Here is a 23402-nt window from a genome sequence, read left to right on the forward strand (position 1 = left end):
TCAAAGAGGTGTGATCTTCTTTATGGTTTGCAAAAGTTGAAGACCGCCCGGTTCATCGAAAAGAATCTGGACAGGATACCAGTTGTGATCCGGTGCCAGCCAGACATTCATCTTCTGGCCTTTTTTGCCGTTTCTTGAAAACTGGATCGCTTTTGTTTTTCCCATTGGAGTGGAAATGTCGCCCGTGTTGACGACATGGAATGTCCAGGGTTCGATTTTACTGCGACCGGCGACCTGGAATGTCAGTGTGGAACCGGGAACCAATCGTTCGGGATCGGCTCTGGCAATAAAAGCCAGTTGCCAGACAATGCTGGCCCGGTCCTGGGCTATTTCCCGGAGGGAGGCTTTCCTGTTTTCACGGAAAGTGACGGTATGGTCGGTGTAGTTGAACAGGGTGGTGGTTTGCTCTTTCCGAAGCCGTTTTTCGACGTATTTTTCCGGAACGAGTCCCTCGGCAGTGATTCGACCGTTGCTGTCGGCGTCAAGGATTTTGCCGAAAAACGATATTCTGGCTTCATTTTGAAGCGAATATTTCTGCTTGTCCGCTTTCCATTGAATAAATGAGTTTCCGCCCAGACTGAGCCCGTTATATTCGGCTTTTACGGTATAGGTGAGTTCTGCGGAAGGAGGGATATCTGTATTCGGGGCGCGGGTGTTCTGGCTGGCGAATATTGACGGGGAAAGAGCGAGCAGGACCAGCCATGCCATAAAGTAACGTATATTCTTCATTTCGGACTTTCTATCGGCTTGTGATATAAACGAATATGAACAGATGTTTCCGCCATGTCGATGATTGATACAAATAGAAACAAAAAACGAATCTCGCCGGCTTGTTATCTTGAGACAGATGCATGCTTTTTTTGTTCATCGACGATTTTAGTTCATTCTTGTTGCATAGTTGGAATTAACTAAGGGTTTCTGAATTTTCAAATGGTTTCTTTTTATAAAAAAATATGTAGCCGCAAGGCGATATGTTCGAAGATTTCGGATTTGCCGAAACCGGTGGTTTTTACTAATGGTGTTTTTGATATTCTTCACCGGGGGCATGTTACTTATCTCGCACAGGCACGTGCGCTCGGTGCTTCACTTGTTGTCGCCGTCAATACGGATGAATCGGTCAAACGACTCGGCAAGGGGGATGATCGCCCGATCAATTCCTGTGAGGACAGGATGGCCGTTTTGGCGGCGCTGGAATCGGTCAGTGCGGTCGTCCCGTTTGATGAAGATACGGCACAGGCGATTGTGCGGGAATGCCGTCCGGATATTTATGTCAAGGGCGGAGACTATGACATGACGGCCATCCCTGAGGGAAAGGAAGTACTTGCTTACGGCGGCAGGGTGATGGCAATTGACTTCGAATATGACAGATCGACGACCGCCTTACTCAATAAGGTCCGTCGTTTCCGGTAGAAAACGGTCTGTATCATTTTCGTCGGATGTCAGACTGTCGAAGTCATAAAGACATTTGTCCATCAGGTGTGAAGGGACGACGGTGGAAAGCGACGAAAAGATGTTTTCGATTCTGCCCGGATATCTTTTTTCCCACTCACGGATCAGCGTTTTGATTTGCCGGCGTTGCTGATTTTCTTTGGCTCCGCACAGGTTTTTGGGGAAAACCGGATATTGCCGGATTTCGGCAAAGTGCTCGATATCGGTTTCTTTGACGTAGGCAAGAGGGCGGATCACAATGTGTTTGCCATCGTTGGTTTTCAATTTGGGAGGCATGCTCTTGATTTTTGCACCGAAAAACAGATTCAGGAAAAATGTTTCCAGTATGTCGTCCCGATGGTGTCCCAGTGCGATTTTGGTTGCTCCCAATTCACCGGCAACCCGATAGAGAATTCCCCGGCGCAAACGGGAACAAAGCGAACAGACCGGTTTGTTCTCCGGTATCAGGCGTCGGATGATGCTGTAGGTATCCTGTGTTTCGATGTGGAAAGGAATGTTTTTTTCTTTCAGGTAAACAGGCAGAATGTCTTTCGGAAATCCGGGCAGATTCTGGTCAAGATTGACGGCGATAATATCGAAATGAACGGGCGCGCGCGCCTGAAGACCCAAAAGGATATCAAGCATGGCAAAACTGTCCTTGCCTCCCGACAGGCATACCATGACTTTGTCCCCGTCTTCGATCAGATTGAAGTCGCCAATCGCCTTGCCGACCTGACGGTAAAGACGTTTTGCCAGTTTGTTGTTTTCAAAACCGGTTTTGAAAAACTGCCTGCGGGTTGCCATAATCCGTACTGGAATCAGTTTTCATCCCGAAAACGGAAAACCTCAACGCCAATGCTGTCGCAGTCTTCATAAACATCGGGTTTTTCCGAGGAAACGCGGACAGCCTGTACATGCGGGTGGGCCAACAGCATTTTGGCGACGTCATCACATAATGTTTCCTGAAGATTGATATGCCCCTTTGACGTTCTTTCAAACAGGGTATCCCGGATGAATGAATAGTCCACGACTTCGGCAAGCTGGTCGTTGACCGGCGTCGACAATGCCAGAGGAATGTACAGATCAACGTTGATCAACAGACGCTGTGCGCGTTTTTTTTCGAAATCGTGAACGCCGATTTTGACAGGAACTTCGTAATTGCGAAGGAAAAGCCGACGGCAGTTTTTCAGTTTGGGATGAAGAAGTGTATGCATGGGATCAAGAATTGTTTTGGGCACTCATCTTGGCAATAAACATGACATCCTGGGAAAGGGGAATGAGATGCTGGCCACCATCAACCATAATGGTTGTACCGGTAATTGCCGGAGAGTCAAGAATAAAGCAAACCGCCGAAGCGATGTCTTCAGGTGTGCTGGAGCGACCTAAAGGAGTGTTTTTGTGGGCAATCTGGAAGTCCTGTTCGGTTTGTTCTCCCGATACGAGTGTGATGCCGGGGGCGATGCCGACAACCCGGAGTTTGGGCGCCAGTTCCTGTGCCAACAGTGTTGTCGCCGTATTCAGGGCCGCTTTCGATAATGTGTAGGACAGGAAACTGGGATTGAGATTGTCCAGTTTCTGGTCAAGCAAATTGACAACGACGGATTGCGATCCTTCAGGTGTCATGGTGTGAAGTGCCCGTGACAGCAGAACCGGAGCAGTCAGATTGGTACGCATATGGAAATCCAGCGAGTGCGCAGAAAAATCTGTCACACTGTCGTGTTCGAAAACAGAAGCATTATTGACGAGACAGGAAGGTCTTCCCAATGAATCCTCGACCCGTTGCAGTAACCGGTTTACCGCTTCTTCGTCTGTCAAATCGCAATGCAGCGCAACAGAACGGCGGCCCAGTTTTCGGATATCTTCAGCTGTCGCCATTGCCTCGCTTTCGGAAAAACGGTAATGGACCGCAACATCCCAGCCATGTCTGGCAAGAGACAGGGCAATAACGCGACCAATACGTCTGGCTGCGCCGGTTACCAATGCGATTCCATGATTTGCCATACAGGATATTCCGTTTTTTGCCTGAAAACGAAATTGTACGCGAAGCATTCATCTTTGAGAAAAGTAATGAATCATCGAATCGGAAAAATGCCGTTTTTTCACCGTTTGGCATTAGACTGATGACAATTTTCACGGAACCTGTGCAATGATGGAATTTCCTTTACCACCGGCGGAAGCGCTTGTTTTCTCGGATGCATTGAAAAAACGGGTGACAGACCGTATTGAATCGCAAAATGGCTGGATATCGTTTGCCGATTATATGGCTTGTGTCCTGTATGAACCGGGACTGGGTTATTACAGCGGTGGTTCTGCCAATCTGGGCGAAAGCGGGGATTTCGTCACAGCGCCAGAGATGAGTCCCCTGTATGGTCATACGCTGGCCGATGCCGTGATTCCCCTGATGAGACAAACGGAACCGAAAATACTTGAGCTGGGAGCCGGTACTGGACGTCTTGCTCGTGATGTTCTCGATCGTTTTTCGTCCTCAGGTGTTACCTGTGACTGTTATGAAATACTTGAAGTGTCACCGGAATTGAGACAACGGCAGCAGGCGATGCTCGGAAAATACCGTCAGATCGGCTGGCTGGATAGCTTGCCCGAATGTTTTGAAGGTGTCCTGATCGCCAATGAGGTACTGGATGCCATGCCTGTACAACTGGTTGTCAGACGGAAAACAGGATGGTATGAACTGGGAGTCGGTTACAGGGAAGGGCGTTTCGTTTTCGATGAGCGTCCTGCCAGTTCTGCATTGGCTGATTCGATAGCGTTCCAGATTCCGGATTCCGGCCTTTTGCCGGAAGGATATGTCACCGAGATTCATACACAGGCGTGTGCATTCATCCGGTCATTGGCGAACAGGCTGGCAATCGGGAAAGCCGGTGCTGCCATTTTCGTGGATTACGGATTTCCCGGACATGAGTACTATCATCCGGAAAGAACAGCCGGTACATTGATGTGCCATTACCGGCATCGTGCGCATACCGATCCGTTTTTTCTTCCCGGCTTGCAGGATATAACGGCTCATCTCGATTTTACTTCCCTTGCAAGAGCGGCTGCAGAAGAAGGACTGGATGTGCTCTGTTATACCACCCAGGCGAATTTTCTGATCGGTTCGGGACTGATCGGCCTGGTGCAGGATTTTTCCGAAAAGAGAGATGACGCACAGTTTTTGTTGCAGTCACAGGCTGTCCAGAAGCTTTTATCACCTGCTGAAATGGGAGAAGTGTTCAAGGTCCTGATCCTGGGTCATAACATTACGCCGCCCGCTTTTATGCTGGAGATCGATAAAAGCGGGCGGTTATGAAGACCAGCCTTGGAAAGTGTCACTGTTTTTGCGGTTTTGCGACGATTTTTGCCGTCAAATCTTTTCTCGGAATGGGATTGGTCCATTCGAAGTCGGTTTTTACCTTGTCGCGACGCATGTCCATATTCCAGCCACCTCTTCCGGATGAAGTTTCTGCCCAGCCTGAGAGACTGACAGAAACCGGTATCCGGACAGTCGACATCTTTTTGTCGTGTAATTGCATGTAGGAACGGATAGCGATCTGTTCCATGATTTTCTGGGCCGGAGGGGAACAATTGTCGCGGATGTATGCCCGGGCGTTCGGATTTTGCAGGACTTTTTGCCAATCGGTTTCTCCGGGAACGGTGTTGTACATGCCTTTCATGAATTTGTAGGCACCCGCTTCTCCTTCGCGAAAGCGGAGTTTGAAATCATACTGGGCAATATATGACCAGATTCCCGGTAGCGAATCGGTTTTTTCATAGGAGTCGACTTTGATCCATTTGCACTGGTAAGCCTTGGAAAGCATGTCGACCATGTCCTCATCGTTGGGACGTGCGCAGCCTGTCAGTGTCGAAAAGACAGGTGCCATCATCAGACAGAGAAAAAACAGCCTGTATTTCTTTAAACCTTTTGAAATCATTCCCTAGCCTATTGTCATTGATATAAAACCGATCCGTTATTCTGCTGATTGAATCGGTGCGGAACGCACATTGAAAATAATGATTCAATGCTGGCAGTTTAACCTGATTTGTTGTATTGCTGTCATCAAATTCCCCAGTAAATGTCCTTTTTCTTTTTGTTGGCGGCTTTCAGCAACTGAAGAAACGGATAGGCACGTGCGGAAAAACTGACAGGAGGCTCCGTTTGAGGGAATGTTTTTTTGTTTTTTTCGCCGGGATTCCCGTTTCCTTCCTTTTCTTTTCTTTCGCGTTCTTCTTTTTCCCGTTTTTCTCTTTTTGCTTTTTCTTCAGCCTCGATCTGTTTTTTGCGTTCTATTTCTTTTTCAAGTGTTGCAATGGCCGTACCCGTTTCATCCGAGGTGATGATCCCCTTGTGGACGTCTTTTCCGAGAAGATCGAGAATCTGTTTGGCGTTTTCTTTGAACATCATGATATCGGCTCCGGCCGGGGATTTGAATATGACTAGCATGTTTTTCTCCTGAATGAGGGTTGCCAAATGAAGATCAATTTTTTCAATTTTCTTTCAGAGCCCTTCTGTACTGAATTGCTTCTGCCACATGTTCAGGCCTGATCGTTTCCGTTCGGGCCAGATCGGCAATCGTTCTTGAAATTTTCAGAATACGATGGTAAGCGCGTGCCGACCACATCAGTCTGGCCATCGCCTCCTTAAGCAAACGTTCACCGGACTCGTCAAGAAGACAAAAGTCATCTATTTCCCGGGCAGTAAGCTGGTTGTTCGGTTTACCCTGTCTTTTCAGCTGAATGTCGTAAGCTTTCCTGACCCGGGAAGCGATTGCTTCGGAAGATTCGCCTGTTTCGGCGAATCTGGACAATTCTTCCTGTCTCAAGGCATTGACAGATACCTGAATGTCGATCCGATCCAGAAGAGGCCCGGATATTTTCCGCTGGTAACGGGCAATAGAGTCAGGAGAGCAGTGACATTTCCCGGAGGGATGACCGTAATAACCGCAAGGACAGGGATTCATTGCGGCAATGAGCTGGAATCGGGCAGGAAAATCAGCCTGTCTGGCAGCCCGCGAGATGACGATGTGTCCGGATTCAAGCGGTTCACGGAGTACTTCCAGAACATGGCGATCGAATTCGGGCAATTCATCCAGGAAAAGAACGCCATGATGTGCCAGAGAGACTTCGCCTGGACGGGGTGTACTCCCGCCTCCGATCAGGGCGATGGCGGAAGCAGTATGGTGAGGGGAACGAAAAGGTCGCGTTTTCCATCGGGACGGATTGAACTGGCCACTCAGGGACTGAATGGCGGCCGATTCAATGGCTTCCTTGTCCGTCATGGGAGGCAATATTCCTGCAAAACGTGATGCCAGCATGGTTTTGCCGGTCCCTGGAGGTCCGCTCATCAGGACGCTGTGATTGCCGGCTGCGGCGATTTCGAGCGCCCTTTTTACTTTGAATTGTCCCTTGACCTCGCTGAAATCGGGGTATTCGGGACGCTGTTTGTCATGTCGGGCGACATAGGGAACCAGACCCGGCATACCGGAAGCCGTGTTCAGATGAGCGCAGACTTCAAGCAGGGTATTGGCCGGAAGAATTTTCAGATTTTGTACAAAGGCTGCTTCATCAGCGTTGGCAGACGGAAGAATGAAAGCTTTCTCGGATGCCTTTGGGTTCTGGCTTATCGCATAGGCCATTGCCAGTGCTCCGCGAATGGCACGGAGTTCTCCGGATAACGATAGCTCTCCGGCAAATTCATAGCGGTCCAGCTGGTCCTGACGGATTTGTCCGGATGCTGCCAGGATTCCCAGGGCGATCGGCAAATCAAATCGGCCCGATTCTTTTGGAAGATCGGCCGGAGCGAGGTTGACCGTTATTCGCCTTGCCGGAAATTCGAACCGGATGTTTTGCAAGGCTGCCCTGACGCGATCTTTGGCTTCCTTGACCTCTGTTTCCGGCAAACCGACGATAGTGAAAGACGGCAGACCGTTTGCCAGATGGACTTCCACAGTCACTTCCGGGGCTTTCATGCCTGAAAGAGCACGGCTTTTTAAAATCGCGAGATTCATTTTCCGGTTTCAGATTCTGGTAGCGATGTTTTTGAATGCCGTGATTGCTGCTCAAGTTCTGCCAGTCGTGTTTCCAGTGAAAGAATCTTGTGTTGCATCTGCGCAATGATCAGTTTCTGGATTTCATATTCCTCTGTTGTGACAACATCCAGTTTGGAGATAGCCTGAGTCAGGGTTGCACGGATGTTTCGCTCGATATCCTTTGCCGGCGAGCTTGCCATGATTTGTCCCAGTTTGGCTTGCAGTTCGTCCAGTATTTTCTTGCTCATTACGTCTCCTCTTGATAGGTGGGAAAGCTGCTTGTTTTCCTGGGAAATATGAGCCAATATTAATTGATTTTGACAGAATAAGTCCATTTTGACGACGCATTTTTCTGTTCCGGATCCGGTAAAAAAGATATAGCGCAAGAAAACGGCGGTTAAAAAAGCTGATGGAAGATATTTTTGAAAAAATTCATGGCAGAAAAAGGGCGATTGGGAAATAGTCGGTCATGATGTGTTTCGTCTTTTGATGGATGCTGAAAACGGGCCACTGAAGCAATAATTTTCATTAGCAGGTAGTATATGTTCCTTGAAGCGGGCACAGCCCGGACAAATGATATGACAGGAGTGGCGCGGCGTCCGATAACATGTCCATTTGCTACTCCTGTAAAATAAGGCGATGTCTTGTATTGGGAAAAGGAAGATTGTGTTCGAAGTCCAGAATAATCTTCCATGTTACTGAAGTACGCTGAAGGATTTTTATGATTCCCCATTTAGTTACCGCACTGAACGGACCTTTGCATGAACTGGAAAAAACCATTATCGACTCGACACCCTCCATTGAAAGATGGTTCAGGCTGGAATGGCAGGATCATACTCCTCCATTCTACTGTTCAGTCGACTTGAGGAATGCCGGTTTCAAGCTGGCGCCAGTCGATACCAATCTTTTTCCTGGCGGGTTTAACAACCTGTCTGTTGAAATGCTGCCGCTGGCTGTACAGGCCACCATGGCCGCCATTGAAAAATACTGTCCGGATGCCAAAAATCTGCTTCTGATTCCGGAAAGTCATACGCGGAATATCTATTACTTGCAAAATATTGCAAGACTGATCCGGATTTTGCGTCAGACAGGCCTTAATGTCCGGCTGGGTTCCTTATCGGAAGATATCAAGGTACCGACTCCGTTTACTCTGCCGGACGGAACGACGCTGATGCTGGAACCTTTGGCGAGAATCAATAACGGACGCCGCGTCGGTGTGGGGGATTTCAATCCGTGTACGATTCTTTTGAACAACGACTTGAGTTCCGGGACTCCCGAAATTCTCAAAAATGTTTATGAACAGAGTCTTTTCCCTCCTTTGCATGCAGGCTGGACTGTCCGTCGCAAAAGCAATCATTTCGCTGCATATGACGATGTCGCCAAACGGTTCTCCAAGATGCTGGGAATCGATCCCTGGCTGATCAATCCGTACTTTTCAAAATGCAGTCATGTCAATTTCGGCGAGCATGAGGGTGAGGAGTGTCTTGCGGCGAGTGTCCATTCCGTACTGATCAAAATCCGAAGGAAGTACAAGGAATATGGTATCAAGGAAAAGCCGTTTGTCATTGTGAAAGCGGATGCAGGAACATACGGTATGGGTATCATGACCGTTACGGATGCAAGCGAAGTCAGGGAACTGAATCGCAAGCAGCGCAACAAGATGTCGGTCGTCAAGGAAGGTCTTCCCGTTCGTGATGTCATTATTCAGGAAGGCGTTCATTCTTTCGAAAGAGTGGATGACGCTGTCGCCGAACCGGTCGTTTACATGATTGACCGGTATGTGGTCGGTGGTTTTTACCGGGTTAATGAAAAGCGCGATATCAATGAAAATCTGAATGCGCCAGGTGCGCATTTCGTTCCGTTGGCCTTCGCACAGCAGCATACGTTACCGGACAGAAGTGCGGAACCGGGGACGACGGCGCCTAACCGGTTTTACATGTATGGGGTGATTGCACGTCTGGCATTGCTGGCGGCTTCGGTCGAACTGGAAAAAACCGATCCCGACATGCAATCGTGAGCGAAAGGCAGGATATGGAACTGGCTTTTTATGCGGATCCGCTTGAGAAGTTCGTCATCAAAAAGGATTCGACATTTGCGCTGATGAAGGAAGCGGGGGAAAGAGGGCACCGGATTTATGCTTTCTGTCAGCATGATCTGGTTTTGAACGGGCAGAACGTGCATGCTCGTGTCAATGGTATCGAATTGACGGGTACGGAAGATCACAGGTGGTTTGACGTCCGGGAAACAGAAGATCGGGGACTGGAAACCTTTGATGCGGTGATTGTCAGGAAAGATCCTCCATTTGATGTCGAATATCTTAATTCCACGTATCTTCTCGAATTGTCGGAAAGAAAGGGAGCCAGAATTTTCAATCGTCCCGATGCACTTCGCAGCCATAATGAGAAACTGACGATCGCACAGTTTCCCGAATTCATGGTGCCAACTCTTGTGACGGCGGATCAGGAGCAGTTGCGTTCTTTTCATGCGGAGTATCGTGACATCATATTAAAGCCCTTGAATGCCATGGGGGGAGACGGTGTTTTCAGGATCGGGGAAGACGGCCTCAATCTGGGGGCCGCGATTGAGATATTGACCGCGAGCGGTCGCAAAGCGGTGATGGCCCAGCGATACATTCCGGATATTGTCGAGGGTGACAAAAGGGTTTTGCTGATAAACGGTCAGGTTGTGCCATTTGCTTTGGCCCGTATTCCCCAAAAGGGGGAAGTCAGGGGAAATCTCGCGGCTGGCGGTACGGGCAGGGCACAACTTTTGTCGGAGAGAGACAGGCAAATTGCAGAGACTTTAGCGCCGGTACTTGCAGACAGGGGACTTTTCCTTGTTGGACTGGATATTATCGGCAACTGGTTGACGGAAGTGAATGTGACCAGTCCGACCTGTTTTCGTGAAATCGCGCAACAGACCGGCTTCAATGTGGCCGGTCTGTTTATGGATGAACTGGAAAAAACGGTTTGACCGATCGGTTTAATTCATTACAATGCCTTAAAAGGCCTGTTGTCTGGCCGTGTTTTTTAGCCCATCTTTTTTTATTGTCAAGATTATATGGTAGGCATATTACTTCTCATGCATGAACCATTGGCGGAGGCGTTCATGACTACCGCAATGCACCTGTTTGAAGGTGAGCAGGAGCGTATTGAAGCAATTAACGTCAAGGCGGATCAGGATATATGCGATATCAGCAGGATGGCCATGGATGCTATCGGCCGGCTTGATGATGGTTCCGGTGTGCTGGTTTTGACGGATGTTTTGGGAGGTACGCCTTCCAACTGTTGTCACCAGCTCAGTACGGAGCACAAGGTACAGGTAATTGCAGGGGTCAGTTTGCCCATGTTGCTAAGAGCGATCACCTATCGGAAAAGCGACTTGGAGACGGTGATCGAAAAGGCTCTTTCCGGCGGCAAAAATGGCGCAGTCCGTATTGATCCCTGCTGAAAAAATTGACTGGAAAGGAAATGTTTTTCAAAACGGACAAACCGGATTTGTTTCCAGACAGAGCTTCCTGTTGTTTGACGTTTTAATCTCGATATCTGGTAGAACATGGTACAAACGGAACTGGAAATTATCAATAAACTGGGGTTGCATGCCCGTGCTTCGGCCAAATTGACGCAATTGGCATCGAAGTTCTCATGTGAAGTCTGGATGACTCGGAACAATCAGAGAATCAACGCCAAATCAATCATGGGAGTCATGATGCTGGCGGCCGGAAAAGGATCGAAGATTCTTCTGGAGACAGATGGGGAAGATGAAGCCGAATGCATGAAGGCGTTGACCAGGCTGATCAACAACCGGTTTGGTGAAGCGGAATAGTATAGGCCGACACGATTATGGCATCTTTTGCACTTTTCGGAATTTCTGTCTCGCGTGGCATATCAATCGGCCGCGCTCATCTGATCGCTCATGCTGCGATGGATACCAAGCATTATCTGGTTCCGCAGGAAAAAGTGGAAGCCGAAGTGGAACGTTTGCAGCAGGCACTGAGTACGGTCCAGAAGGAGCTGGAAACCATCTGGTCGAATTTGCCTGTCGATGCTCCGGTAGAGCTGGGCGCTTTTCTGGATGTGCATGCCATGATTCTTGCGGATTCGATGATTTCGAAAGAACCTTTCAATATCATCCGGACCCGCCGCTACAATGCGGAATGGGCGCTTCTGACCCAGATTGAGGAGCTTTCGGCCAAGTTCGATCATATAGAAGATCCCTATTTGAGGGAGCGCAAGGCGGATATCCAGCAGGTTTCCGAACGGATCATGAAAGTTCTGACCGGTACGCCGACCGATTATCATCCGGTATCCCCGGAATCCGACAGCGAACGCGTCGATATGATTGTCGTCGCTTATGACATTTCGCCTGCCGATATGCTCCAGTTCCGTGATGATACGTTCTGCGGTTTCGTGTCTGAAATAGGTGGAAGGAACTCGCATGCGGCTATTGTGGCCCGAAGTATTGATACGCCAGCCGTTTTCGGTCTTGCCGGGGCTTTGTCGCTGATCAGGCAGGATGACTGGCTGATTGTCGATGCCGATGCCGGTATCGTTATCGTCAACCCGACGCCTCTGGTTCTGGAGCAGTATCGTGCCCGACAGGCTGCCCAGACAAAAGCGAGGAAAAAACTGACCAAACTGAAAAGGACTCCCGCTATAACGATCGACGGAACGCCTGTCGCACTGCTGGCCAATATCGAATTTCCGGATGACTGCACGGCAGCACTGGAAAATGGTGCGATCGGCATCGGGTTGTTCAGGTCTGAATTTCTGTTTATGGGGCGAAGCGGAAACGTCAGCCGGATACCCGGCGAAGAAGAACAGTTCGAAGCCTACAAGAAAGCGGTGACTTTGATGAAAGGCCGGCCTGTCACGATCAGGACACTGGATATCGGTGCTGACAAACCGATCGGCACACCGGAATCCAGTACACTGAATCCGGCACTTGGCAGGCGTGCGATCCGTTATTGTCTGGCCGAGCCGGAACTGTTTCTGGTACAGTTGCGGGCCATATTGAGGGCATCGGCTTTCGGTCCCGTCAAATTGCTGGTTCCCATGCTGGTTCATGCATTCGAGATTGACCAGACATTGGCGCTTATCGAGCAGGCCAAGACACAGTTACGGGAAGCCAACCGAAAGTTCGACGAGAATATCAAGGTCGGTGCCATGGTGGAAGTGCCGGCTGCCATACTGGGCTTGCCGATGTTTACTTCCCGGCTCGATTTCATTTCTATCGGAACGAATGATTTGATACAGTATACTTTGGCGATAGATCGGGTCGATCCGGAAGTAGCTTATCTGTACAACCCGTTGCATCCTGCCATTTTGTCGATGTTGTCGATGACGATCTGGGCGGCGGACAAGGCAGGCATCCCTGTTTCTGTCTGCGGTGAGGTGGCGGGCGATCCCCATTTGACAAGACTTCTGCTGGGAATGGGATTGCGTGAGTTTTCGATGCATCCCGCCCAGCTTCTGAATGTCAAGCAGGAAGTTCTGTCAAGCGATCTGAAAATCCTGAAACCGAAAGTCGAGAATATTCTGGCACTGGTGGAAGAGGAAGCCATTGAAAAGGCCGTGCACGATTTGCAGCTTGATGATATGACTGCTGGGGGAACCTGATTATTGGCGAGGCGCAAATTGCAAAATAGCGGATTATCGGGTTTGACGATATCCGGTGATTTCGCTATGCTAGCGATATTGCGCCGATTTGAACAAGACAGCTTGCGGGCGCAGAGGGTTTCCTGAATAAATACGGCTAAAGCGAGTGTGAATGAAAAGCCCGATTAGCCGATGCTTTCGGGCTTTTTTTATTGTTGATACGTAAAGAGCCGGTTATTGCAAGTGACCGTTTCTCTGGAACAGAATATTCATGACATCAGTTGGAATCGTTTCACCGTTGTCGATGCATTTTGCCGAACCACTGATTCTGCAAAGTGGTGCCAGTATTGCCAATTACACACTGGTTTATGAAACATATGGCGAATTGAACGCAGATCGTTCCAATGCCGTATTGATCTGCCATGCCTTGAATGCGTCCCATCATGTTGCAGGAGTGTATGCGAATGATCCGAAAAATACCGGGTGGTGGGACAATATGGTCGGTCCGGGAAAAGCTGTGGATACCGACCGCTTTTTTGTGATAGGTGTCAACAATTTGGGGTCGTGTTTCGGTTCAACCGGTCCGATGGATATCAATCCGCAGACCGGAAAACCGTACGGAGCGGATTTTCCGGTATTGACGGTGGAAGACTGGGTCAATGCGCAGGCACGTCTGGCCGATGCCTTGGGTATCGAGAGATTTGCCGCCGTTATGGGCGGTTCTCTCGGAGGAATGCAGGCGTTGGCATGGAGCATGCAGTATCCTGACCGGGTGCGTCATGCTGTCGTGATTGCTTCAACTGCCCGGTTGTCGGCACAGAATATCGCATTCAACGATGTCGCCCGGCAGGCGATATTGTCGGATCCCGATTTTCACGGAGGGGACTTCTACGCGTATGGTGTCGTTCCGAAAAGCGGTTTGCGTGTTGCACGCATGATCGGGCATATTACCTACTTGTCCAATGACGACATGTCGGAAAAATTCGGCCGTGAATTGCGATCCGGTGAATACCAATTCGGTTATGGCGTCGAATTTGAAATCGAATCCTATCTGCATTATCAGGGGGAGAAGTTTTCTGCCTACTTTGATGCCAATACCTATTTGCTGATTACACGGGCACTGGATTATTTCGATCCGGCGGCCAAACATGGCGGTGATCTGGACAAGGCGTTTGCCGGAACCCAAGCCCAATATTTGCTGGTTTCGTTCACAACGGACTGGCGGTTTTCGCCGGAATGCAGTCGCGCAATAGTCCGTTCCCTGATCAGTAATGAACGGCAGGTCACTTATGCCGAAATTGATGCGCCTCATGGCCACGATGCCTTTTTGCTGAATGATGAACGTTATCATGAGGTCGTTCGGGCGTATTATGAACGTATCTGGCAGGAAACCGGAAAGGATGACGGATCATGAATGTGCCGAAACTGAAAAAATTGCGGGCCGATCTGGCGTTTATTTCAAACTGGGTCGAAAGCGGCGCCCATGTGCTGGATCTTGGCTGTGGTGACGGTGCCATGCTGGAATATCTGCAGCTGACGAAAAAGTGTACCGGTTATGGTATCGAAATCGACGATCTGAAGATACCCGGATGTATCCTCCGCGGTGTCAGTGTTATCCAGCATGATCTGGAAAAAGGGCTTTCTTTTTTCAGGAACGATACGTTCGATTCGGTTCTGTGCCTGTCTGCCTTGCAAATGATGAAAAACGTGGAAGAACTGTTGCGGGAAATCGTCCGTGTCGGAAATGAAGCGATTGTCTCGTTTCCGAATTTTGCCTATTGGCCACACCGTCTTGCCCTGTTGAACGGGCATATGCCGGTTTCCGCCGAGTTGCCTTACGAGTGGTATGACACACCGAATCTTCGGTGTGCCACTATACGGGATTTCGAGAATCTGGCTGAGCAGGTCGGATTGAAGGTGATCGATTGTGTCGCATTGCATGACGGAAAACCGGTCAAGCTCGTACCGAACTGGCGGGGAAGTCTTGCCATCTTCAGGTTACAGAAAAAAATAGCGGCTTATTCGTAATGGCATTCCCGAAAAAATGGCACGCCGTATTCGATCCGCGCCTGCTGATTTGCGTGTTTCTCGGTTTTTCTTCCGGGTTGCCGTTATTTATTCTTCTTACCCTTTTGCAGGCCTGGCTGGCCAAATCAGGACTTGATGTTCAGGCACTTGGTCTTTTTGCGCTGGTGATGTTTCCCTATACCTGGAAATTTCTCTGGGCACCGCTCATGGATCGTTATTCCTTTCGCTTTCTGGGACGCCGTCGCGGATGGATGGCGTTAACCCAGGCCGGTTTGTTTGTTTCGATCGGATTGCTGGGAGCGCTTGATCCGGGCCGGCAGCTCGTTCTGGTCGGTTTGCTGACGGCATTTATCGCTTTTCTTTCTTCCAGTCAGGATATTGTCATCGATGCCTATCGTCGGGAGCTGCTGCCGGATGAAGAACAGGGATTGGGAAGCGCCATCCACGTCAATGCCTATCGGGTTTCGGGAATGGTACCGGGAGCATTGTCGCTTATACTGGCTGATATGATGAGCTGGCCGACAGTGTTCTGGATTACCGCCGCATTCATGTTGCCGGGTCTGGTTTGTACACTGGTCATTCGTGAGCCGGATATTCATGGTGCACCGCCGAAAACGATCAAGGAAGCGGTGGTTTTGCCATTTACCGAATTTATCGGACGTGCCGGCTGGAAAAGCGCTCTGTTGATATTGACGTTCATATTTCTTTACAAGCTGGGCGATAGCCTGGCAACTGCGCTTGCCACCAAATTTTATCTTGATCTCGGTTTTTCCATGACCCAGATCGGAATCATCGCGAAAACGACCGGCTTTTGGGCGAGCCTGATCGGTGGATTGCTGGGGGGAATATGGATTATCGGTCTGGGAATCAACCGGGCACTCTGGGTTTTTGGTGCCGTACAGGCGCTGGCCATACTCGGATTCTCCTGGCTTGCCATAAATGGTGCCAATCCGATGCTTCTTGCCTTTGTGATCGGTTTCGAAGCATTTGGCGTCGGATTGGGAACTGCCGCGTTTGTGGCCTATATCGCCCGGACAACGGATGAACGTTATACCGCTACCCAGTTCGCCCTGTTTACCAGTCTGGCCGCTGTGCCGAGAACGTTCATTAACGCGTCGGCCGGTTACATCGTCGATATGACAGGCTGGTTCATGTTTTTCAACTTATGTTTTGTACTGGCGTTGCCGGGTATGTTGTTATTGCCGAAAGTAGCGCCCTGGCGGCAAAAGCGGGAATAAGTTCAGGAACATCGAAAAAAATTCCCGGTTGAGTGTAAAATTTTCGTCTTTGAAAGAATCCGCTTGTGTTCCGGTTCCGGAATGCAAGCTTTGACAAATGATTGATGTCCTGCCTGTCATATAACGTTCAGGCCGGACGGATGTGCATGAATGGGAGAAGGTATGGCTCAGCAGTTTTTGGAAATGCCGGATAAAGATGGCTATTTCGGTGAATATGGCGGACAAATCGTGCCGCCGGAACTGAAAGCGGTGATGGATGAAATTGCCGCGGCTTATGATGAGGTCAGCAAAACGAAAGCATTTCAGGATGAATTGCAGGAACTGTATGCCGATTTTGTCGGTCGTCCGAGCCCCATTTTTTATGCCAAGAGATTGTCCGAACGTCAGGGGGGAGCCCGTATCTTTCTGAAACGGGAAGATCTGAATCATACCGGTGCACACAAGATCAATCATTGCCTTGGACAGGCATTGCTCGCCAAGTATATGGGAAAAACGAAAGTACTGGCTGAAACCGGAGCCGGTCAGCACGGTGTGGCACTTGCTACGGCCTGTGCGCTGGTCGGTATTCCCTGTGAAATCCATATGGGGGAAATCGATATCAAAAAAGAGCATCCCAATGTGACCAAGATGAAAATTCTCGGATGTCATCTCATTCCCGTTACAAGGGGAACCAAAACACTCAAGGATGCGGTCGACAGTGCATTTGAAGAGTACCTGAAAGATCCGAAGAATTTTCTGTATGCAATCGGTTCGGTCGTCGGTCCTCATCCTTTTCCGAAAATGGTGCGCGATTTCCAGAGCATTGTCGGAAAAGAAGCGCGCGCGCAGTTTCTGGCTCGCGAAAACAGATTGCCTGATGTCGTGACGGCCTGTGTCGGAGGCGGTTCGAACGCGATCGGTATCTTTACCGAATTTTTGCCGGATGAATCGGTCAGACTGGTAGGTATCGAGCCGGCTGGCAAGGGACTCGATACACCGGATAATGCCGCAACACTAAGCCTTGGGAAAAAAGGAGTCCTGCACGGCTTCAAGTGTTATACGTTGCAGGATGAAAAAGGGGAGTTGTTGCCGGTCTATTCCATAGCATCCGGTCTGGACTATCCCGGAGTCGGTCCACAGCATTGTTATCTCAAGGATATCGGCCGTGTCGAATATGAAGCGATTACAGACAAGGAATGTCTTGATGCCTTTCTGACATTGTCACGGATCGAAGGCATCATTCCGGCACTGGAAAGCTCGCATGCTGTCGCCTATGCCATGAAAATTGCCAGGGAACTGGGACCGGATAAAACCATTCTGGTCAATCTGTCCGGAAGAGGCGACAAGGATGCCGATTTCATTGCCAATTATCTTGGCATCAACTGATCAGGGTTCCCTGTCGTATCGGATTGTCAGGGGCGCATGATCGGAAAAGCGCGTTTCCTTGTAGATGCTGGCTGAAACGGCTTTACGGGCCATGCCGGGGGTGGCGATCTGGTAATCGATGCGCCATCCCACATTTTTCTGCCAGGCCTGTCCCCGGTTACTCCACCATGTATATGATTCGCCTGTCGTGTCGGGATGGAGCATTCTGTATACGTCGATCAGACCGAGTTCATCAAATATGCGGGACAGCCATGCACGTTCTTCCGGCAGAAAACCGGAGTTTTTCTGGTTGCTTTTCCAGTTCTTCAGATCGATTTCACGGTGAGCGATGTTCCAGTCACCGCAAATAATAAATTCGCGACCACTGTCCTTGAGTTTTTTCAGATACGGAAAAAACTCATCCATAAAGCGGAATTTGGCCGCCTGACGTTCGGGGGAAGACGAGCCGGAAGGCGCATAAAGGGAAATCAGGCTGAAATTTTTGTAGTCGCATTGCAAATAACGGCCTTCAGTATCGAATTCCGTACTGCCAAAGCCATGTATGACCTGATCGGGCTTGTATCTGCTGTATATTCCGACGCCGGAATACCCTTTTTTCCGGGCGCAGTCAAAGTAGCCCGTCAGTCCGTCAGGATTGGCGACAGACGGTGTTATGTCGCTGGATTGGGCCTTGATTTCCTGAATGCAGACAAAGTCCGGTGCGGTCAGGGCGATCCATTCCAGAAATCCCTTTTTGACCGCGGAACGGATGCCATTAAGATTGGCTGTGGTAATCGAGAGCATGGTGATTTTTTGTTGACTTGAAAACCGGAATCATACTGGAAATGACGGAATGTGTTTGAGCTATCCGTTACGGAAGCGGCAAGTTACAATACCGACATTGTTTTTTTCAGGTACGGGGTACAAAAGTGAGTGCATTAAGAGAGGATTTTATCCGCTTTGCTGTTGAGTGCGGTGTTTTGCGTTTTGGCGAATTTGTGACAAAGGCGGGAAGAACTTCTCCCTATTTTTTCAATGCCGGTTTGTTCAATGACGGCCAGTCGCTTGGAAAGCTTGCCGATTATTATGCCGAGACACTGCTTCAGTCCGGTGTCGGATTCGACATGCTGTTCGGTCCGGCTTATAAAGGAATACCGCTTGTTGCGGCGGTATCCATGGCACTGGCGAAAAAAGGAAGAAATGTTCCTTTTGCCTACAATCGCAAGGAAGCCAAAGATCATGGCGAGGGAGGCATCATTGTCGGCGCGCCTTTGAAAGGGCGTGTTGTCATTATCGATGATGTCATTTCCGCGGGAACGTCGGTCAATGAATCTGTTGGAATTATCCGGAAGTCGGATGCGGTTCCCAGCGTCGTATTGATCGCGCTGGACCGTATGGAACGTTCGGGCAAGGATGATGCATTGTCGGAATTCTCAGCCGTTCAGGAAGTACAGAAAGCGCATGGCCTTACCGTTCTTTCCATTGCCAATCTGGACGATTTGCTCGGTTATCTGGAAAAGGCCGGTACGACAGAAGCACTGAATCGGTACCGGAAAGCAGTCAAGGCGTATCGGGATAAGTATGGTGCGATGAATTGACATAACGTTTCAGGAATATTTTCATTGCGCCATCAAACCGCTCATTTCAAAAAAGATCACGGAGAAAAACGGTCGGGATTTCAGGTGAATGGATATTTTTTGAATGGGCGGTATTTTTATTAAAAAATAAAAAAAATTACGATTTTGTTGCGATTAAGATACAAAAAAGGTTGAAAAGGGAAGAAAGTTCAAACACGATTGGTACCTACCTACCTACCTACCTACCTACCTACCTACCTACCTACCGGCCGTTATTCTGTCAATGACTCCCGCAGGGATTCTCAACTTTTTTAATATAAAGGGCAGAATAAAATGAAAAAAACGCTAATAGCATTGGCAATCTTGGGTGCCGCTGCCGGCGTGGCTCATGCACAGTCCAATGTGACCATCTACGGTATCGTTGACACCGGTTTCATCAAGAAATCCGGTCAGGATGTAAAAATGGGCGAAAACGTCAGCAGCCGTCTGGGCTTCCGCGGTGTGGAAGATCTTGGCGGCGGTGTGAAAGCCACCTTTCAGCTGGAAAACTGGTTCGAACCGGCAACCGGTCAGGCGAAAAGTCTTGATGACCCTGACAGAACATGGGATGGCGCTGCCAACGTCGGCCTGAAGAGCGATACGTGGGGTGCCGTTCGTCTGGGCCGTGTCAACGAACTGACGACGGAAACCATCCGTAAATTCGATCCGTTCTATCAATATGGCGTTGCCAACATGATATACGGTACACAGCGTATGCTGCATATCGATAACACCATCCGCTATGACAGCCCGAACTGGAGCGGATTCCATTTCGGTGCCACTTATTCTCTGGGGGGAAATACCGACAAGGATTCGGCTGAGGGAACACCTATTTATACCGCAAAAGAAGCCGGTAATGGCTATGACAATGACGGTTACGGCATCATGCTCGGCTACGACAATGGTCCGCTGGCCTTGGTCGGTAACTGGAGCCGTCTGGCCGATTCCAAGGATTCTACCGTCTGGAATCTCGGTGCCGCTTACCGCTTCGGCGACGCCAAGGTCGAACTGGTTTACCAGCAGACCAAGGACAATGGCTGGGCAGTCGGAAAAGAACGTAGCTGGAAGAGCACCGACTTCCTTGATTGGGTAGGAAAAAATTCAACCGAAAACTGGGCCGGTGTCGATACCCTCAAGGAAAAACAATGGTTGCTGGGTCTGGAATGGAAACTGGGTCCGGGTCGTCTGAACGCTTCCGCCCAGTGGATGGAAGTCGAAGCGAATGGCGGCAATGTCAGCGACAAGGACATCTACAAGTATGCTGTCGGTTATACCTACGACTTGTCCAAACGGACTTCCCTCTATGGCAATCTCGCATATACGGACTACGAGGATGAAGAAGTCGCTCGTGTGTTCGGAGATGTCGAAGATGGTACGTATGGTGTTCAGGTCGGTATCACCCACAAATTCTGATGACCGTTTTACAACAGAAGGAGGGTTCAGGCCTTCCCTTATCCTTCCCTCCTGTTGAATGGGATTAGGTCCCCCATTCAGGCTGTTGGCCAGAGCCCTCGCAAGAGGGCTCTGGTTTTTTATGGGGCCTGAAACAGGATGTGGCCGGGTATTGTGGTATCAGTCTGATGTTCTGTGATACCGACTGGCTGAAAAGCGATATGTTCAGTTCTGTCAGACAGGGGGTAGCGAGATGGGGGCGCGTTTTTTATCAATGGATTCGGATTGATTTTTTATATTTTATCACTTCTCTGTATGACGATTCTTCTTCTGAAGGGTATATTCTGAAAGGTGTCGATGAAATTTTGAGATAAAGTCTATTCAGGAACGTTATGTCATAGCCGAAAAGGCAATCGCTCACAGATAAACAGGCTGTTTTTAGAGCGTAACGGGATTATTCGACACGATCTGCAAATCGCGTCTTTCCGAAAAATCCGGTTGGAAAGGATTCGTTGCCGGTTCAGGTGTGTTTTCGGGCACAAACAGGGCAATCCGGGTTTTTCTCGAGCCGGATTTTGGTCCATTCCATAGTAAGGGAATCCAGCAACAGGAGCGATCCTGCCAGCGATTGGCCGATTCCGGCTGCCAGTTTGAGTGCTTCGGCGGCCTGCATGGTACCGATAATGCCGACCAGTGGCGCGAATACGCCGACTTGTGCCGCCTTGATGTCTTCAAAGTGCTGATCTTCGGGGAACAGGCAGGCATAGCAGGGAGAATCGCTTCTGCGGGGGTCGTATACCGATATCTGGCCATCGAATGCGACAACGGCACCAGACACGAGCGGCTTGCCGAGACTCATGCAGATACGGTTTATGGAAAGTCTCGTTCTGAAGTTGTCGGTACAGTCAAGAACAATGTCGGCCGTTTTGACCAGTTGCGGCAACCGGGCTTCATCCATGCGTTCGGTCAAAGCTGCTATTTCAATGGTCGGATTGATTTTCTCAAGCGTTTTTTTCCCGGACAACGCCTTGTTCATTCCAATCCGGTCTGTGGTGTGCAGGATCTGGCGCTGGAGGTTGGTCAGCTCAACCTGGTCATTATCGACCAGCGTGATTTTCCCGAAACCTCCGGAAGCCAGATAAAAGGATGCAGGCGATCCCAGACCGCCCGCACCGATGACAAGTACATGCGAGCTTGCGATTTTTTCTTGCCCTTCATGACCGAGTTCATGCAGAAGTATGTGGCGGGAATAGCGTTGTTTCTGCTCGTCATTCATCATTTGCTGTTTTCAGGCGTTTTTTCCTGTTTCTGTTTGCCGGTTTTGGCATCCTTGGCTTCAGTTTTCTTGTCTTCCATCTTGGTTTTTGACAGTTTGACAGGCTTGCCTTTCAGATGATTGATCGCCTGCATGAGCTGGAAATCCTTTTTGGTGCCATATTCAATCGGCTTGTAGTTTTTCGCATTTTCAAGCAGTTTCATCTCCTCTTCCGTATCAAGACGTTCTTCCGGCCTGTCTTCTTCCTCGCCGTTGGTCAAGTGTTTGGAAAGGTCGGCTTCCCTGACGCGCAATCCGTTAATGCCATCGCCTTCGGGGGTTTCATCCACCAGCAGATCCGGCACAATCCCTTTGGCTTGTATGGAGCGGCCGTTCGGTGTGTAATAACGTGCCGTTGTCAGTTTGACGGCAGTATCTTCCGAAATCTGACGGATGGTCTGAACCGAACCTTTTCCGAAGGTTTGCGATCCCATGATCGTTGCCCTTTTGTAATCCTGCAAGGCACCGGCGACAATTTCCGAGGCGGAAGCGGATCCGATATTGACGAGAACAACCATAGGGACGGTTTTGATTTGCGCCGGCAGCTTGGCAAGCGGATCGTTGATGGTTCTGCCGGCATAGTATTCAGGTCTGGCGTAGAAAGTCGCTTTCGATTCGGGCAACTGGCCGTCGGTGGAGACGATCAGCGAGTCTTTCGGGAGAAATATTGAAGAGACACCGATGGCGCCTGGCAAAATGCCACCCGGATCGTTTCTGAGATCGAGAACGATGCCTTTGATGTTCGGATTTTTTGCATAGATCCGGTTGATATGGCTGACAAGATCTTCCACAGTCGGCTCCTGGAACTGGGCAACCCGAAGCCATGCATATCCGGGTTCGACCATTCTGGATTTGACGCTTTTGACCTGGATTTCTTCTCTGACCAGGGTGATGACGATGGGCTTTGTCACATTTTTGCGTGCGATCGTCAGCGTGATTTTTGTATTCGGGTCACCGCGCATTTTCTTGACAGCTTCGTCCAGGGAAAGGCCTTTTACTGACGTACTGTCCAGTTTGGTGATCAGGTCTCCCGGCTTGATGCCGGCACGATACGCAGGAGTGTCTTCAATGGGAGAGATAACCTTGACATAACCGTCTTCCATTCCGACCTCGATGCCCAATCCGCCGAAACGGCCTTGCGTTCCTTCCTTGAGTTCCTGAAAGGCTTTCTTGTCAAGGTAGGCGGAATGGGGATCAAGAGACGAGACCATGCCCGATATGGCTTCAGTCAGCAATTTCTTGTCTTCAACAGGTTCGACATAATCGGATTTTATGAGTCCGAATACATCGGCGAGCTGGCGCAATTCGTCCAGTGGCAGTGGCGCTGTCTGTTTCTGTGCCATTGCGGAAAACTGGATGGATGCAACGACGCCGACGACGATGCCGAGTCCCACCAGAAGAATGTTCCGAAATTTGTTACCCAT

Annotated in this window: 24 protein-coding genes; 13 read left to right on the forward strand and 11 right to left on the reverse strand. The window is 49.6% G+C overall.

Annotated features, from left to right (window positions below):
- Positions 1-729 carry a DUF3108 domain-containing protein gene (locus NB647_RS01570; RefSeq protein WP_269283797.1) on the reverse strand — a complete coding sequence of 243 codons (729 nt, stop codon included), beginning with the start codon at positions 727-729 and terminating at the stop codon, positions 1-3.
- Between the two features lie 201 nt (positions 730-930).
- Between NB647_RS01570 and rfaE2 the strand changes: the two genes are divergently transcribed.
- A complete protein-coding gene (gene rfaE2, locus NB647_RS01575) occupies positions 931-1410 on the forward strand; it encodes a D-glycero-beta-D-manno-heptose 1-phosphate adenylyltransferase (protein WP_269283799.1) in 480 nt (159 codons plus the stop codon).
- Here the strand turns inward: rfaE2 and ttcA are convergent.
- The 3 genes from ttcA to NB647_RS01590 are packed head-to-tail and all read right to left on the reverse strand — an operon-like array spanning position 1381 to position 3429.
- Entirely contained in the window at positions 1381-2232 is an 852-nt protein-coding gene (gene ttcA, locus NB647_RS01580; RefSeq protein ID WP_269283800.1) for a tRNA 2-thiocytidine(32) synthetase TtcA, read from the reverse strand. The genes rfaE2 and ttcA overlap by 30 nt on opposite strands.
- Positions 2233-2246: 14 nt before the next feature.
- Entirely contained in the window at positions 2247-2642 is a 396-nt protein-coding gene (locus tag NB647_RS01585) for a dihydroneopterin aldolase (RefSeq protein WP_269264809.1), read from the reverse strand.
- Positions 2643-2646: 4 nt separating this feature from the next.
- Positions 2647-3429 carry an SDR family oxidoreductase gene (locus NB647_RS01590; protein ID WP_269278232.1) on the reverse strand — a complete coding sequence of 261 codons (783 nt, stop codon included), beginning with the start codon at positions 3427-3429 and terminating at the stop codon, positions 2647-2649.
- Between the two features lie 145 nt (positions 3430-3574).
- Between NB647_RS01590 and NB647_RS01595 the strand changes: the two genes are divergently transcribed.
- Positions 3575-4732 (forward strand): class I SAM-dependent methyltransferase, encoded by a 1158-nt coding sequence (locus tag NB647_RS01595; protein WP_332880336.1) that lies wholly within the window; start codon positions 3575-3577, stop codon positions 4730-4732.
- A gap of 19 nt (positions 4733-4751) precedes the next feature.
- On the opposite strand, the gene NB647_RS01600 is transcribed toward NB647_RS01595, so the two are convergent.
- The 4 genes from NB647_RS01600 to NB647_RS01615 all read right to left on the reverse strand — a co-directional run bounded on the left by NB647_RS01600 (position 4752) and on the right by NB647_RS01615 (position 7696).
- Entirely contained in the window at positions 4752-5354 is a 603-nt protein-coding gene (locus tag NB647_RS01600; RefSeq protein ID WP_269264811.1) for a hypothetical protein, read from the reverse strand.
- A 125-nt stretch (positions 5355-5479) separates the two neighbouring features.
- Positions 5480-5863 (reverse strand): DUF1840 domain-containing protein, encoded by a 384-nt coding sequence (locus NB647_RS01605; protein ID WP_269283803.1) that lies wholly within the window; start codon positions 5861-5863, stop codon positions 5480-5482.
- Between the two features lie 43 nt (positions 5864-5906).
- Positions 5907-7427 carry a YifB family Mg chelatase-like AAA ATPase gene (locus NB647_RS01610; protein WP_269283805.1) on the reverse strand — a complete coding sequence of 507 codons (1521 nt, stop codon included), beginning with the start codon at positions 7425-7427 and terminating at the stop codon, positions 5907-5909.
- The gene (locus NB647_RS01615) at positions 7424-7696 is read right to left on the reverse strand and encodes an accessory factor UbiK family protein (protein WP_269283807.1); all 273 of its coding nucleotides are present in this window, start codon (positions 7694-7696) and stop codon (positions 7424-7426) included. Before NB647_RS01615 ends, NB647_RS01610 begins: the two co-directional genes overlap by 4 nt.
- 473 nt (positions 7697-8169) lie before the next feature.
- On the opposite strand from NB647_RS01615, the gene gshA reads away from it, so the two are divergent.
- The 9 genes from gshA to trpB all read left to right on the forward strand — a co-directional run bounded on the left by gshA (position 8170) and on the right by trpB (position 17676).
- The gene (gshA, locus tag NB647_RS01620; RefSeq protein WP_269264815.1) at positions 8170-9465 is read left to right on the forward strand and encodes a glutamate--cysteine ligase; all 1296 of its coding nucleotides are present in this window, start codon (positions 8170-8172) and stop codon (positions 9463-9465) included.
- Positions 9466-9479: 14 nt separating this feature from the next.
- Positions 9480-10421 carry a glutathione synthase gene (gshB, locus tag NB647_RS01625; protein ID WP_269265775.1) on the forward strand — a complete coding sequence of 314 codons (942 nt, stop codon included), beginning with the start codon at positions 9480-9482 and terminating at the stop codon, positions 10419-10421.
- Between the two features lie 87 nt (positions 10422-10508).
- Positions 10509-10898: a PTS sugar transporter subunit IIA gene (locus NB647_RS01630; protein WP_269264816.1), complete on the forward strand. Its 390-nt coding sequence runs from the start codon at positions 10509-10511 to the stop codon at positions 10896-10898.
- Positions 10899-11003: 105 nt separating this feature from the next.
- Complete coding sequence (locus NB647_RS01635) at positions 11004-11273, forward strand: HPr family phosphocarrier protein (RefSeq protein WP_269264817.1); 270 nt, start codon at positions 11004-11006, stop codon at positions 11271-11273.
- 17 nt (positions 11274-11290) lie between these two features.
- Positions 11291-13066: a phosphoenolpyruvate--protein phosphotransferase gene (ptsP, locus tag NB647_RS01640; RefSeq protein WP_269283810.1), complete on the forward strand. Its 1776-nt coding sequence runs from the start codon at positions 11291-11293 to the stop codon at positions 13064-13066.
- Between the two features lie 250 nt (positions 13067-13316).
- On the forward strand, positions 13317-14459 hold the full coding sequence (gene metX, locus NB647_RS01645; protein ID WP_269283812.1) for a homoserine O-succinyltransferase MetX: 1143 nt from the start codon (positions 13317-13319) through the stop codon (positions 14457-14459).
- Positions 14456-15073 (forward strand): methionine biosynthesis protein MetW, encoded by a 618-nt coding sequence (metW, locus tag NB647_RS01650; protein ID WP_269283814.1) that lies wholly within the window; start codon positions 14456-14458, stop codon positions 15071-15073. The genes metX and metW overlap by 4 nt, the downstream gene beginning before the upstream one ends.
- Positions 15073-16311, forward strand: a complete 1239-nt coding sequence (locus NB647_RS01655) for an AmpG family muropeptide MFS transporter (protein WP_269283816.1) — start codon at positions 15073-15075, stop codon at positions 16309-16311. Before metW ends, NB647_RS01655 begins: the two co-directional genes overlap by 1 nt.
- A 162-nt stretch (positions 16312-16473) precedes the next feature.
- Positions 16474-17676, forward strand: a complete 1203-nt coding sequence (gene trpB, locus NB647_RS01660; RefSeq protein WP_269264822.1) for a tryptophan synthase subunit beta — start codon at positions 16474-16476, stop codon at positions 17674-17676.
- Here the strand turns inward: trpB and NB647_RS01665 are convergent, their stop codons facing one another.
- On the reverse strand, positions 17677-18459 hold the full coding sequence (locus NB647_RS01665; protein ID WP_269283818.1) for an exodeoxyribonuclease III: 783 nt from the start codon (positions 18457-18459) through the stop codon (positions 17677-17679).
- A 125-nt stretch (positions 18460-18584) separates the two neighbouring features.
- Here NB647_RS01665 and pyrE point away from each other — a divergent pair, with 125 nt between their 5' ends.
- Positions 18585-19253: an orotate phosphoribosyltransferase gene (gene pyrE / locus NB647_RS01670; protein ID WP_269264824.1), complete on the forward strand. Its 669-nt coding sequence runs from the start codon at positions 18585-18587 to the stop codon at positions 19251-19253.
- Between the two features lie 312 nt (positions 19254-19565).
- A complete protein-coding gene (locus NB647_RS01675; RefSeq protein ID WP_269264825.1) occupies positions 19566-20684 on the forward strand; it encodes a porin in 1119 nt (372 codons plus the stop codon).
- Between the two features lie 499 nt (positions 20685-21183).
- Here the strand turns inward: NB647_RS01675 and NB647_RS01680 are convergent, their stop codons facing one another.
- Positions 21184-21939 (reverse strand): HesA/MoeB/ThiF family protein, encoded by a 756-nt coding sequence (locus NB647_RS01680; RefSeq protein WP_269284687.1) that lies wholly within the window; start codon positions 21937-21939, stop codon positions 21184-21186.
- Positions 21939-23402, reverse strand: a complete 1464-nt coding sequence (locus NB647_RS01685) for a S41 family peptidase (protein ID WP_269283821.1) — start codon at positions 23400-23402, stop codon at positions 21939-21941. Before NB647_RS01685 ends, NB647_RS01680 begins: the two co-directional genes overlap by 1 nt.

The organism is Oxalobacter aliiformigenes, assembly GCF_027116575.1.
GTDB classification, from domain to species: Bacteria; Pseudomonadota; Gammaproteobacteria; order Burkholderiales; family Burkholderiaceae_D; genus Oxalobacter; species Oxalobacter aliiformigenes.